At 39.8% G+C, this 13,043-nt stretch carries 14 protein-coding genes and 1 tRNA gene; 9 read left to right on the forward strand and 6 right to left on the reverse strand.

The window, feature by feature from the left end; translation table 11 throughout:
- Positions 1 to 11: 11 nt before the first annotated feature.
- From AC5NT5_RS05240 to AC5NT5_RS05260, 5 genes are all read right to left on the reverse strand, one after another.
- The gene (locus tag AC5NT5_RS05240; RefSeq protein ID WP_182682682.1) at positions 12 to 1,304 is read right to left on the reverse strand and encodes a sensor histidine kinase; all 1,293 of its coding nucleotides are present in this window, start codon (positions 1,302 to 1,304) and stop codon (positions 12 to 14) included.
- Between the two features lie 19 nt (positions 1,305 to 1,323).
- On the reverse strand, positions 1,324 to 2,028 hold the full coding sequence (locus tag AC5NT5_RS05245) for a response regulator (RefSeq protein ID WP_004335749.1): 705 nt from the start codon (positions 2,026 to 2,028) through the stop codon (positions 1,324 to 1,326).
- 24 nt (positions 2,029 to 2,052) lie between these two features.
- Entirely contained in the window at positions 2,053 to 2,436 is a 384-nt protein-coding gene (locus AC5NT5_RS05250) for a DUF3019 domain-containing protein (protein WP_024597091.1), read from the reverse strand.
- Complete coding sequence (locus tag AC5NT5_RS05255; protein WP_033021645.1) at positions 2,426 to 3,283, reverse strand: MipA/OmpV family protein; 858 nt, start codon at positions 3,281 to 3,283, stop codon at positions 2,426 to 2,428. Before AC5NT5_RS05255 ends, AC5NT5_RS05250 begins: the two co-directional genes overlap by 11 nt.
- A 403-nt stretch (positions 3,284 to 3,686) precedes the next feature.
- A complete protein-coding gene (locus AC5NT5_RS05260; RefSeq protein WP_494513480.1) occupies positions 3,687 to 4,490 on the reverse strand; it encodes a hypothetical protein in 804 nt (267 codons plus the stop codon).
- A 112-nt stretch (positions 4,491 to 4,602) separates the two neighbouring features.
- Here AC5NT5_RS05260 and AC5NT5_RS05265 point away from each other — a divergent pair, with 112 nt between their 5' ends.
- Both AC5NT5_RS05265 and AC5NT5_RS05270 read left to right on the forward strand, forming a co-directional pair.
- On the forward strand, positions 4,603 to 5,757 hold the full coding sequence (locus AC5NT5_RS05265) for a serine hydrolase domain-containing protein (protein ID WP_039484498.1): 1,155 nt from the start codon (positions 4,603 to 4,605) through the stop codon (positions 5,755 to 5,757).
- On the forward strand, positions 5,754 to 6,254 hold the full coding sequence (locus AC5NT5_RS05270; RefSeq protein WP_494513481.1) for a SixA phosphatase family protein: 501 nt from the start codon (positions 5,754 to 5,756) through the stop codon (positions 6,252 to 6,254). The genes AC5NT5_RS05265 and AC5NT5_RS05270 overlap by 4 nt, the downstream gene beginning before the upstream one ends.
- Before the next feature lie 82 nt (positions 6,255 to 6,336).
- On the opposite strand, the gene yhbY is transcribed toward AC5NT5_RS05270, so the two are convergent.
- Entirely contained in the window at positions 6,337 to 6,633 is a 297-nt protein-coding gene (gene yhbY, locus AC5NT5_RS05275) for a ribosome assembly RNA-binding protein YhbY (RefSeq protein ID WP_002963153.1), read from the reverse strand.
- Between the two features lie 88 nt (positions 6,634 to 6,721).
- On the opposite strand from yhbY, the gene rlmE reads away from it, so the two are divergent.
- The 7 genes from rlmE (at position 6,722) to AC5NT5_RS05310 (ending at position 12,976) form a co-directional block, all read left to right on the forward strand.
- Positions 6,722 to 7,351 carry a 23S rRNA (uridine(2552)-2'-O)-methyltransferase RlmE gene (gene rlmE / locus AC5NT5_RS05280; protein ID WP_002963155.1) on the forward strand — a complete coding sequence of 210 codons (630 nt, stop codon included), beginning with the start codon at positions 6,722 to 6,724 and terminating at the stop codon, positions 7,349 to 7,351.
- Between the two features lie 57 nt (positions 7,352 to 7,408).
- Entirely contained in the window at positions 7,409 to 9,361 is a 1,953-nt protein-coding gene (gene ftsH / locus AC5NT5_RS05285) for an ATP-dependent zinc metalloprotease FtsH (RefSeq protein ID WP_182672334.1), read from the forward strand.
- 79 nt (positions 9,362 to 9,440) lie between these two features.
- Positions 9,441 to 10,286, forward strand: coding sequence for a dihydropteroate synthase (gene folP, locus AC5NT5_RS05290; RefSeq protein WP_335675638.1), 846 nt, complete (start codon positions 9,441 to 9,443; stop codon positions 10,284 to 10,286).
- Entirely contained in the window at positions 10,286 to 11,635 is a 1,350-nt protein-coding gene (gene glmM / locus AC5NT5_RS05295) for a phosphoglucosamine mutase (protein ID WP_335675639.1), read from the forward strand. The genes folP and glmM overlap by 1 nt, the downstream gene beginning before the upstream one ends.
- Before the next feature lie 71 nt (positions 11,636 to 11,706).
- The gene (gene tpiA / locus AC5NT5_RS05300) at positions 11,707 to 12,456 is read left to right on the forward strand and encodes a triose-phosphate isomerase (protein ID WP_002962767.1); all 750 of its coding nucleotides are present in this window, start codon (positions 11,707 to 11,709) and stop codon (positions 12,454 to 12,456) included.
- A 1-nt stretch (position 12,457) separates the two neighbouring features.
- Positions 12,458 to 12,811, forward strand: coding sequence for a preprotein translocase subunit SecG (gene secG / locus AC5NT5_RS05305; protein WP_002962769.1), 354 nt, complete (start codon positions 12,458 to 12,460; stop codon positions 12,809 to 12,811).
- 80 nt (positions 12,812 to 12,891) lie between these two features.
- A tRNA-Leu gene (locus AC5NT5_RS05310) sits at positions 12,892 to 12,976 on the forward strand.
- The last annotated feature ends 67 nt before the right edge of the window (positions 12,977 to 13,043 follow it).

The raw sequence follows: 13,043 nt of genomic DNA on the forward strand, positions 1-13,043 counted from the left end.
TAACTATTGCTTTACGGATTATGGTGCTGTGCAATAGTGAGAGTAAAGCACGCCCCCCCTAACTGGGTGCTTTTACTTACTTTAACGCTGCCATGATGCCAATCAGCTACCTTGGTAACAATGGCTAGGCCAAGGCCATAACTCTTATCGGCTCTGTTACGGTGATCTTCCTCTCTAAAAAATGGGCTAAATACATTACTAAAGTTCTCTTGTGCGATACCTGGGCCGTCATCTTCTACCGTTATTATAAGCTGTTGCTCGTGTAACTTTGCACTGAGGTAAATATGTTGGTTTGCAAAATCACATGCGTTAGTTAATAAGTTAGTAATTGCACGGGCCAGCCAGTGAAGATCTGCATTTATTATTTTATCTGTACTATTGAGTTGTACGTTGAGCATTTGCATTTCAAGTTTTGGTGCAAGTTGAACTAAAATATCTTCAAGGTAGGATTTAATATTGGTTGATGAATAGGTTAGTTTATTCGCGTTTTGCTCTAAAGTAGCAAATGCTAAATAGCTACTAAGCATCGATTCCATATGATCTAAATCGTTTTCCATACGGGTTAAATACTGTTTTACTTTTTGCTCATCATGGCTATCTAATGCCGCATCTAAACCAAATCGCAGGCACGCGATAGGAGTGCGGATGTCGTGAGACAAGCTTGAGGCCATTAGTTTGTTTTCGGCGACAAGTTTCTCTATTTGGCTAGCCATGCGGTTAAAAGTAAGCTCTACATCTTTTATATAGGTAAAGTGCGATACCTTTATTCGGGCTTGAACATTACCAGAGGCAAACTTTTTAGCGGCTTCATTTAAGACAGTTAGCCGTTTAGCTAAGGGCGCGATAATAAACCCCATAAATACACATAGGCCTGCGTAAAATAGTAGAGTTAATATAATGTCGTTATGCTGCTCGCTATCAAAAATTTTATCTAAGCGCATTGATAAGTGAAAAGGATTTAAAACGTCGCTACTATAAAGCATATAAAAGCCTTGCTGATCCTCTAAAATCAGCCCACCTGGCGTGTGCATTTGTAATAATAAAGAAGGTGGTAAGGCGAGTGACTCATTTGGCTTGTAGTCAATTAAAACATCAAACTCTCGGGCTAGTTGTTTTACATAATCGCTGCGCTCAGATGTAGGTATGTTAGCTAACTGCTTATTAAAACCCATGATCATTTTACTTTGCTGACTAAATTCATCTTGTGGGGTATGCGCTTGTTGACTAAAAGCATCAATAAGCCAGCCCAATACCACAATAGATAAAAGTGCACTGCCTAGAAGCGATATATAAAACTTTTTCATTTATTTATTCATCGCTCTATTACCACGCGGTAGAAACAAGTAAATATCCACGGCCCCAAATAGTTTTAATTTTTTCGGGGTTTTGTGGATCATCATTAAATTTTTTACGAAGTGCAGAAATAAGTACATCAACACTTCTATCAAGCCCGTCGTACTCTCTACCTTTCGTCGCTTTAAATACGGCATCGCGTGAGACAACTTGACCTGCATTGCTTGCAAGGTAGTGTAATAATAGATATTCGGCGCTTGATATGTTTATATCTTGCTCGTTAAGGGTCACATTTCTAGATTCGGTATTAATACTAAGTGCACCAACTTGAATAATGCTTTGGCTAACCTGTGGCTTATTTGGCTCATTGTTTTGACGCAGTGCTGCTTTTATTCGCGCTAGTAATGCACGCGGACGCACCGGTTTCATTATGTAGTCGCTTGCGCCAACTTCTAAACCAATAACTTCATCCATCTCTTCATCGCGTGCGGTGAGCATTATAATAGGCGAATTATAAAAGCTACGAAGCTCTCTACATACGCTGATACCATCTTGCCCCGGGAGCATAATATCAAGGAGCACAATATTTGGGTTTAACGTTTTGACCTTGCTAACAACTTCGTCACCACGATGACAAACATGCGTTGTATAGCCTTGCTCTGTTAAATATTCAGCAACCCATTGCGCTAGTGATGCATCGTCTTCAACAAGTAAAATAGTGCCGTAGTTATCCATAAAATATCCCTAATGCGATTGGTATTAAAATAGTCGCCAGCGGCGTTTTTTTTGTCTGTTTTGATAAACCCATTGTAGTTTTACTTCTGCTGTACTGATGACTTTGGATGTATTGCTATCAAATAGTTCAAATGAAATGCTTTGCTGTGAGTCAAAAGCATAATTAAAAGTACCACTTTGTTGCTTTAGCCAACATTGCATAATGTACTTTGAAGTTGCATCGCGTAGGCAGTAATTGCCAATGATAGGTTGCTCCCACGTAAGTGTGACATCGGCATAGCAATTACGCCCTTCGCGCAGTGCAACACAAGTGTCGGGTAGTGCTATGAGTGCTTCAGGGGGGTCCTGCGCTTTAACAGTAAAGGTACTGGGAAAGATCAGTAATACCCAGATCCATCTAAAATACATAACGTAGGCCTACCTTGGCTTTATGTTGATATCCTTGGGAAATAATTGGGCTGTCGTCAATTTCTTTTGAAAACCATGTAGTAAGCCAACCGGATAAAAACACCCAATCTTGGCTTATTGGATATTCAGCATGGAACTCAAAGATAATACTAGTACTGGCATTGCTGGTATAAATCGGGCGAAGGCTGGTGGCTTCATCGCTATCAATGCCAAAGTAATAATTGGTAAAGTCAGCAGAGTAGGCGCTTAAACCAACACCAGACCTAAACTCCCAGTTTCGCCATGGCAAAATGTGGCTAAAAAAGCTATTTATAACCCAGCCATTATGGGCACCAGATATGTCATGAAGGTATTCAAAGGAGAATTGTGAGTTTTCAAATCGGCGCGAGAGCCTAAGACCAACATCAAAATCGTAATTACGTTTTTTAATACCTTGGAGTTCTTTTATAACACCATGGTTATAAAACCCGAGGCCTTTTTCGTCAAACCCGGCTTGAGTATTTGTGCCAAGTATATCTAAGCCCCAATCAAATTTATCTATAAGGCTGTAACCAATTACAAGACCACCGCTGAGTTGATTGTGATCAAAATCAAGATAAAATTTATCGTAAGAAACAGCAAGACTTAAATCAAGCTCAACGCCCTTATCGTAAGATTCGATACCGATTAGGTAAGAATCTTCAATATAAAAGCCCGCACCTGCACTCCAATCCCAGGCAAAGCCTTGGGTTGGCTCTAACGTATTGTCTGCATAATAGCGATTACTTGCCATACTTGTGGTGCTAAAAATAAAGCAAAAAAGCAATGTTATGCTAACTAAAGTATGGTTAAGCAAAGTGTTTCTCATCCCTATGGGGCCTAATTATTATTTGTTATTAGGCGTAGTATATTGTTAATTCGTTCCTTTAATCTGTAAAAAAATGTAGTAAGTGTTAGGTCTGTTGAACTTTCAAGGTTAAATTTTCAGCAGTCTGTTTGGTATATAGGCAAGGCAGAGCCTATGCAGTGTGGCTATTCCCCATAAATGGGCGATAACGTAGCATTAATGCCAAACAGGCGCTGCCCAATGGGTTCTTCCTAAGGGCTATTTACGCTTTGTTGCTCGGTTTTTACTTATTCTTACATGGATGTAAGCCATTAGAATAACGCAGGAGCAGTTATCGAGCCCACTAGGTTACAAACCGAGCGCCGCGATTAAATAGCCCCTAGTTTGAACAAATTTTAATCCGTAAAGATCAACATACCCTAATTTACTGAACTTTAATTTTATCGATTAATATACTGCTTAAGTAAAACTGCATCATAGGCGTTAATGCGCTTACTTCTGTTCTGTTACATGGACCACTAAGCTTGGCAAGGCTAGATAACTTTGACAACGTTTTGTACTGAGGAATTTGAATGTCTTTTCCAAGTCTTTCCATGCGGGCTTCATCAGTATTTTGCTGATGGACAAAAGCGACAACCTCAAGCTCATTAGTTATTTTTTGCTCTTCGGTGAAACTATAAACTAGTGGCTCACGATGAAAACTTGCACTATCAATAGAAGATTTAGCAAACCAAACAACATCACCTGATGCTTTGTGTGTGAGGCGCATACTTACTTGTGCAAATATTGCAGCGCATTCCTGAGTTGGGTATTGCTGAGCAATATCTGAATATAATGTAAAAGGGTTCTCAGGTTGCTTTACTGCGTACTTAACATCGTCAGTGAAAGTTAAATCAAGTTGCTGAATAGTTAGTGTGTAGTCGCTGTTATTTTTAGTGGTTACTTTTAGCTTTTTATCGTTAAGTGCTTGGCTAATTTGCGATAAAAGTTTATCGGTTACACTTGCCTTATCGGTAATAATTTTTACTGTTTGGTTTCTAACTACCTTATGTGCAGGAAGTTGAACGGATTTAACTTTTGGGGATGAGTGTTCTGTGGTGTACTCAAGCTGGTAGGTCTGACTTTTTAATGTTGGCTTTAATGGCATAGCCAGTGGCTCGGCCGGCTGCTTTGTAAGAGTACAACCAGTTGATAATATAACAAAAAGTGACACAACTAAAAAACGCATAAGTACTAAACACTCACTAAAAACCAAATAATCGTCGTATTGTACGTTAGTCCAAACAAAACTTCATGATATTATCTACATAGATGTAGTTAAAAAGATAAAATTTATAAAAATGAAGTATCTCAAATCTTTATTGTATAGCCTACCTGCTTTGTGTTTGTTGTTTAGCTCTGTGAGTTTTGCAGCAAAAGCAGATCCTGATTGGGATGCATTTGTAAAAAAGTACGGCCGTTATGCGCAAAAAAAACTGAAAAATAAAGGTATACCAGGCGCTGCACTTTCGATTGTAAGTACAAACAACTCAGACTACATCCACACCATGGGTGTAACTAAAACCCGAAATGGACAAAAAGTAAATAAGCATACCCGGTTTAGGCTCGCGTCTGTTTCTAAAACATTTGCAGGCTCGTTATCAGCTAAATTAGCCAATGAGGGTTTACTTAAATTAGATAAAGCTGTTAGCGATTACATAACTGAGTTCAAAGGGACTGTTTATCAAGATGATTTAAAGGTATTTCACCTTCTAAGTCATGCAAGTGGGTTAGTGCCTAATGCGTACGATAATTTGATAGAGTCTCGTATGGATTACCCCAGTATTGTTGAAAAATTACTTAGTGTTAAACCTATTTGCAAACCAGGCGAATGTTACGGTTATCAAAATGTTATGTTTAGCCTTATAGGTAATGTGATATTACAAAGCAGTGGTAAAAGTTATGCGCAGTGGTTACGGGAAACTATTTTTGCGCCTTTAAAAATGAGTGATGCCAGCTTAGGTTTTGAATCTATGGTTCAGGATGAAAATTACGCATTACCACACGTGCGCGGTACAAAACGTTGGTATAGCGCTAAGCTTAAAAAAAATTATTATAAAGTGGGACCTGCAGCGGGTGTAAACGCAAGTGCAAGTGACATGGCCATTTGGTTAAAAGCCCAGCTAGGGCAATACCCAGATGTTTTGTCATTGGATACTCTAGCAAAGCAAACGCGTCCTTATACACATACAAAAAAAGAAATGCATCGCAGGGTGTGGAAAAAACACCTTAATGAGGCTTATTACGGACTAGGTTGGCGGGTTTATAATTATGCTGATGAAACGCTTTACTATCATAGTGGCTGGGTGCAAGGATATAGAAGCGATGTGGTTGTGTTTCCCCACTTAAATGTTGGTTTTAGTTTAATCGTTAATGCTGAAACCGGCGTAATAAATGAATTAACAACTGAATTTATCGACAGGCTATTAGAATACAAACGAGGTAAAAAAATATGAATAAAATAATATTAGCAATCACTTTTTTAGCCTTGTCATTTAATTGTAGTTTGGCATTTGCCGTACCTGACGAGGTATATTTGTTTCGTCATAGCGAAAAGTTAACGGGGAAAAACCCAGCGCTCTCAGAAGAGGGGAAGGCACGTGCAAATAATTTAGTTACTTTGTTTAAAGAACATCAAAATATACATCTTTTTAGCAGCAACTATAAACGCACGTTGCAGACAGCCGCACCTTTGCAGGCACATTTTAATACCAAATTAAATGTGTATAACGCAGGTGAGCTAGGTGATTTAAAAAATGAGTTACTCAAACTAAAGGGTGTAGTTGTTGTTATTGGGCACAGTAATACGACGCCGCAACTGGCTGAACTACTCTCCAATGAAAAAGTGCCAGCTATGAGTGAGACACAATTTACTCAGTATTTTATATTGCATAATAAGCCCAGAAGTAATGGCACTGATTATGATGTAACGCACCATACAATGAGCTTTTAAATTAAAAAGTGTTATATAACAAAAAACCAGCATTAAGCTGGTTTTTTAATTTAAACGTACTAAATCCTTTAAATAGGATTAATTAGTTACGTGGTAAATGTATTTTTTTCTCAACACTTTGACGATAAAGCACAATAGTGTGACCTATCGTTTGTAGCTTAGTCGCACCAGTTTCACGTACGATTGCTTCAAAAATAAGTGCTTTTGTTTCACGATCATCAGTTGGAACTTTAACTTTGATTAATTCGTGAATTTCTAATGCACTTTGAATTTCGACTACTACGCCTTCGGTTAAACCGTTAGAACCTAGTAAAACTACAGGCTTGAGGCTATGTGCCTGACCTTTTAAAAACTGCTTTTGTTTGTTTGATAATGTCATGTTTATACAAATTTTGCTGAATATGGCTTGAATTAAGGGTATTCTAACGCCATCTAGAGAATATTACTAATTAGTTGCGTGTTAATTTATGACAAATAAAAAACAGTCAGCCAGTTCACAGCGATGGCTGAAAGAACATTTTGATGATAAATATGTTCAAGAAGCGCAAAAAAAAGGCTGGCGTTCACGAGCGGTTTTTAAATTAGATGAAGTACAAAATAGAGATAAGTTACTTCGCCCCGGTATGACCGTTGTTGATTTAGGAGCAGCTCCAGGAAGCTGGTCACAGTATTTGGCAGAAAAAGTAGGTGACAAAGGTCAAGTAATTGCCTGTGACATATTACCTATGGACTCACTTGCGGGTGTCGACTTTTTACAAGGCGACTTTCGTGAAGAAGCTGTGTTAAATGCGTTGCTAAAACGTATTGATGGTAAAAATGTTGATGTGGTACTCTCTGACATGGCACCAAATATGAGTGGTAATAACTCAGTAGATCAAGCGGGTAGTATGTATTTGGTAGAACTTGCGCTGGATATGTGTAGTCAAGTACTAAAGAAAAATGGCGCATTTATTGTTAAGGTTTTCCAAGGTGAAGGCTTTGATCAATACTTGCAAGATGTACGTAATAGTTTTAAAGCAGTGAAAATACGCAAACCTGATGCCTCACGTGCCCGTTCTCGGGAAGTATATATAGTAGCGACTGGATACAAACTGTAGTACAGTTGCTTGGCGTTTAGTTGAATTTAAATTAATTGGATACAAGAGGTTAACCCCTTGAGCGATATGGCGAAAAATTTAATACTATGGCTGGTGATTGCAGTTGTGCTGATGTCAGTCTTTCAGAGCTTTAATGGTGGCGAGCAAGTTGATCGTCAAACAAGTTACACTCAATTTGTTAAAGATGTCCGCAGTGGCTCTTTACAAGAAGTTATTATCGACCGCGGTACAGGAAATATTACTGGTACTAAGAGCAGTGGTGAACGTTTTCAAACAACGATGCCAATGTACGATGAAGACTTAATAAATGATTTACTTAAAAATGATGTAAATGTGAAGGGTGTACAACCTGAAGAGCAATCATTCTTAGCAAGTATATTTATTTCTTGGTTCCCGATGATACTGCTTATTGGTGTATGGATATTCTTCATGCGTCAAATGCAAGGCGGCGGCGGTAAAGGCGCTATGTCATTTGGTAAGAGTAAAGCTCGTTTAATGAGCGAAGATCAAATTAAAACAACGTTTGCAGATGTTGCTGGTTGTGATGAAGCGAAAGAAGATGTTACCGAATTGGTAGACTTTTTACGTGACCCTTCTAAGTTTCAAAAGCTTGGCGGTAGTATTCCTAAGGGCGTACTAATGGTTGGTCCTCCTGGTACTGGTAAAACGTTACTTGCAAAGGCTGTTGCGGGTGAAGCGAAAGTACCGTTTTTTACAATTTCTGGTTCAGATTTTGTTGAAATGTTTGTCGGTGTGGGTGCGTCACGTGTACGTGATATGTTTGAACAAGCTAAAAAAGCGGCACCTTGTATTATCTTTATAGATGAGATTGATGCGGTTGGTCGTAAACGTGGCGCAGGTATGGGCGGCGGTAACGATGAACGTGAGCAAACACTCAACCAAATGCTAGTAGAAATGGATGGTTTTGGTGGTAACGAAGGTATTATCGTTATCGCGGCAACTAACCGACCAGATGTTCTAGATCCTGCATTACTTCGTCCAGGTCGTTTTGACCGCCAAGTAGAAGTTGGTTTACCTGATATCCGTGGTCGTGAGCAAATACTTAAAGTACACATGCGTAAAGTGCCATTAGGCGATAACGTAGAGGCGGCTCTTATAGCGCGTGGAACACCAGGTTTTTCTGGCGCTGATTTAGCGAACTTAGTAAACGAAGCTGCACTTTATGCTGCACGTGGTAATAAACGTGTTGTAAGTATGGCTGAATTTGATGCTGCTAAAGATAAAATCATGATGGGCGCAGAGCGCAAAACCATGGTGATGAGCGAGCAAGAAAAAGAAATGACAGCATATCACGAAGCAGGCCACGCAATTGTGGGCCGTATGGTTCCTGAACATGATCCAGTTTACAAAGTATCTATTATTCCACGTGGCCGTGCGCTAGGTGTAACAATGTACTTGCCTGAACAAGACCGTGTTAGTCATTCAAAAGAGCTTTTAGAATCAATGATTTCAAGCCTTTATGGTGGCCGTATTGCTGAAGCGCTTATTTATGGTGCTGACAAAGTAACAACGGGTGCAAGTAACGATATTGAGCGCGCAACTGATATTGCACGTAAAATGGTTACACATTGGGGTTTAAGTGAAAAGCTAGGTCCATTGCTTTACGCTGAAGATCAAAACGAGATGTATATGGGTGGTGGCGGAAGCCGTGCATCTAGTATGTCGGATGATACTGCTAAAGTAATTGATGCTGAAGTACGCTTGTTTTCAGATCGTAACTACCAAAGAGCAGAAGAAATATTAAAAGAAAATATTGATATTCTTCACTCAATGAAAGACGCGTTAATGAAATACGAAACAATAGACGCTAAGCAAATTGATGATTTAATGGCGCGCCAACCAGTGCGTGAGCCGCGCGATGCTCATGACCGCCATGAAGCTAAGCCGGTAAAAGAGCAAGAGCCTCAAGAGCCAGTGCTTGATGAAAGTCAAAAAGCGGATGATTCATCGAAAAAAGATGAAACAAACCTTGATGATAAAGCTGAATAATCGTTAAAATAGTTAGTGAAAGCCCCGAATTTCGGGGCTTTTTTGTATCAGCTATTTAGAAAAAGAATAAAGGTTGGCAATGACTAATATATTAAAGCTTCCCAGAGGACGTACGCTCAATATTGAAAAGCCTGTTATTATGGGAATATTGAATGTAACGCCAGACTCATTTTCTGACGGCGGGCAGTTTTTAGACCCCAAAATAGCGCTAAAGCGCGCAATGCAATTGTTAGGGGATGGTGCGCAAATTTTAGACATTGGGGGGGAGTCTACCCGCCCAGGCGCGCCAGATGTGAGTTTGAAAGATGAACTAGCCCGAGTAATTCCTGCTATTAAAGCGATACGTGAGTACAGTGATTGCGTTATTTCAATTGATACTAGTAAAGCGCAAGTTATGGAGCAAGCAATACTCGCTGGGGCAGATATAGTCAATGATGTAAGAGCTCTACAAGAAATAAACGCCTTAGAAACGGTTGCGCAGTATGAAGATGTAGCAATTTGTTTAATGCATATGCAAGGGCAACCCCGCAGCATGCAGTGCGCACCTCATTACGACAATCTGTTTGCAGATATAAATATGTTTTTTAGTGAACGTATTAAAGCATGTGAAACAGCAGGGATTAAGTTTGAGCGACTTATTCTAGACCCTGGTTTTGGATTTGGAAAAACACTTAGCCATAACTATCAAATATTGGCTAAGTTTGATGATTTGAACAAGTTAGGTTTGCCATTATTGGCCGGATTATCTCGTAAGTCGATGATAGGTAATCTATTAAATAGAGAAACAAATGAGCGATTAGCGGGCAGCTTAGCGGGTGCGTTAATCGCGGCGCAAAATGGCGCAAAAATTATTCGTGTACATGACGTTAAAGAAACCGCAGACGTACTTGGTGTATATCAAGCCTGCGAGAAAGGAATTGCATAATGAAAGAAAGAAAATATTTTGGTACTGATGGCGTACGTGGTCTAGTAGGAACGCCACCTATTAACCCTGAGTTTGCAATGAAGTTGGGTTGGGCTGCAGGGCGCGTATTATCTCAAAGTGGTACTAAAAAAGTCATTATAGGTAAAGATACGCGTATTTCTGGCTACATGCTTGAAACTGCACTTGAGGCTGGTTTAATTGCCGCTGGTATTGATGTTGTATTACTGGGTCCAATGCCGACACCTGCAGTTGCGTATTTAGCGCAAACATTTCGTGCAGAGGCAGGTATAGTAATTAGTGCCTCACATAACCCTTATTACGATAACGGTATTAAGTTTTTCAATGGGCAGGGTCTAAAGCTTGACGATGAAGTAGAGCTTCAAATTGAAGCGATGCTTGATGAGCAAATGACATGTGTTGCTTCAGATAAACTAGGTAAAGCTTCGCGTTTAGTTAGTGCAGACGGCCGTTATATAGAGTTTTGTAAGAGCCAGTTCCCCCAAGGGTTATCTTTAGAAGGGCTTAAAATTGTTGTCGATTGCGCAAATGGCGCTACATACCATATAGCTCCTTCTGTCATGCGCGAACTTGGCGCTGAAGTTATAACACATGCATGCGAGCCTAATGGCGTTAATATAAATCATGAATGTGGCGCTACTCATGTAGATACCCTTAAACGCAAAGTGCTTGAATTTAAAGCTGACGTAGGTATTGCATACGATGGGGATGGCGATCGTGTAATGATGGTTGATCATAATGGTCGTGTATTTGATGGTGACGATTTAGTTTATATTATTGCTTGCCAAGCTGCCGAAGATGATATGTTGGGTGGAGGTGTAGTTGGCACTGTAATGTCTAACATGGGTCTTGAAAATGCTTTAAAAGCAAAAGGTATCGAGTTTGCTCGCAGTAAAGTGGGTGACCGCTATGTAATGGAATTACTACAGCAAAAAGGCTGGAAAATTGGCGGTGAAAGCTCAGGCCATGTATTAAATTTAGATTTAATTAGCACGGGTGATGGCATTATATCAAGTTTGCAAGTACTTGCAGCTATGGTTGCACAAAACCGTACACTACAAGATTTGGGTGCTGGTTTTACTAAATATCCAATGAAAATGATTAACGTGCGCTATACCGCTGGAACAGATCCGACAAAAGCGTCAGAGGTACTTTCAGCTGTAGCAGAAGTTGAGCTTGCTTTAGGGGACAAAGGCCGAGTTTTACTGCGCAAATCAGGCACAGAACCTGTTGTTCGTGTTATGGTTGAAGCCGAGCAAGAAAAAATTGTAATAGACAGCGCTCAAAAAATTGCAGCTGTTGTAGAATCTATGAGCAAACAGACTGATTAATAACAATAACCTCTTGTAACTTTGGGCGAGAAAAGTTAATATCTCGCCCGCTTTCTAATGTGGAGTGGAAAATGGCAATACGCAAGGCGATGGTCGCAGGCAACTGGAAAATGAATGGTTCGTTAGAGCTAGTTAAACAAATGTCTGATGCTATTAACGATGTAAAATCACAAGAGATGGACATTGTTTTATTTCCTCCATTCCCACTTGTACCTGCGATGATAGCTAGTGGTGTTTCTACAGGCGCTCAAACTGTTTCTGAAAATACACCTGGTGCGTTTACCGGTGAAGTAGACGGACAGCTTCTAAAAGACTTAGGTGCAACTTACGTACTCGTTGGTCACTCTGAACGCCGCAGTATTTATAACGAAAGTAATGAAACTGTCGCTGAAAAGTTTGCTAGAGCACAAGAAGTTGGGTTAACACCAATTTTATGTGTTGGCGAAAGTGAAAGTGAGCAAGAAAACGGTCAAACCGAACAAGTAGTTGCTGCACAAATTGATGCAGTAATTGAAAAATTAGGTGTAGCAGCACTGAAAGATTCTGTGATAGCATACGAGCCCGTTTGGGCCATAGGCACAGGTAAGACTGCATCGCCAGAGCAGGCACAAACTGTTCATAAATTTATCCGTGATAAAATTGCTGCACTTGATAGCACTTTAGCACAAGGGCTTTCCATCTTATATGGTGGTAGCGTTAATGAAAAAAATAGCGAATTATTATTTGCACAAACAGATATAGATGGCGGCTTAATTGGCGGCGCAAGTCTAAAAGCAGAATCTTTTTCTGCAATCTGTAACAGTGCAAAAGGGACTGTATAAGATGTACGAAATTTTATTAGTAGTTTATTTAGTTGTGGCTTTAGCTCTAGTTGGAATGGTTTTAATTCAACAAGGTAAAGGCGCAGATATGGGTTCTTCATTTGGTGCTGGTGCTTCAGGCACGGTTTTTGGTTCGTCTGGTGCTGGTAACTTTATGACAAAAACAACCACAAGCTTAGCAACAGTATTTTTTGTTTTAAGCATTGTGCTAGGTAACCTAACTGCAGGTCAAATTAAAAAGACTGACGAGTGGGAAAACCTAGAAGCAGCTCCTGCAGTAGAAACTGTAGTTCCTGTTGAAGAAGATGTTCCGGTAACATCTACGAAAGAGCAAAGCTCTGACGTACCGAACTAATTTAGCGTAATGCTATCGTTAAACGATTTATACTCCTCAAATAAATCATATGTTTAACAAATAAGCGAAAGCTTAAAAATGCGGATGTGGTGGAATTGGTAGACACGCCACCTTGAGGGGGTGGTGCTTTCGGGCGTGGGGGTTCAAGTCCCCCCATCCGCACCAAATTTAGAAACCAGTAACAGAAATGTTACTGGTTTTTTTGTGCCTGCGATTTAAATTGAATGTTATT

Source organism: Pseudoalteromonas sp. J2K-J599 (assembly GCF_059295115.2).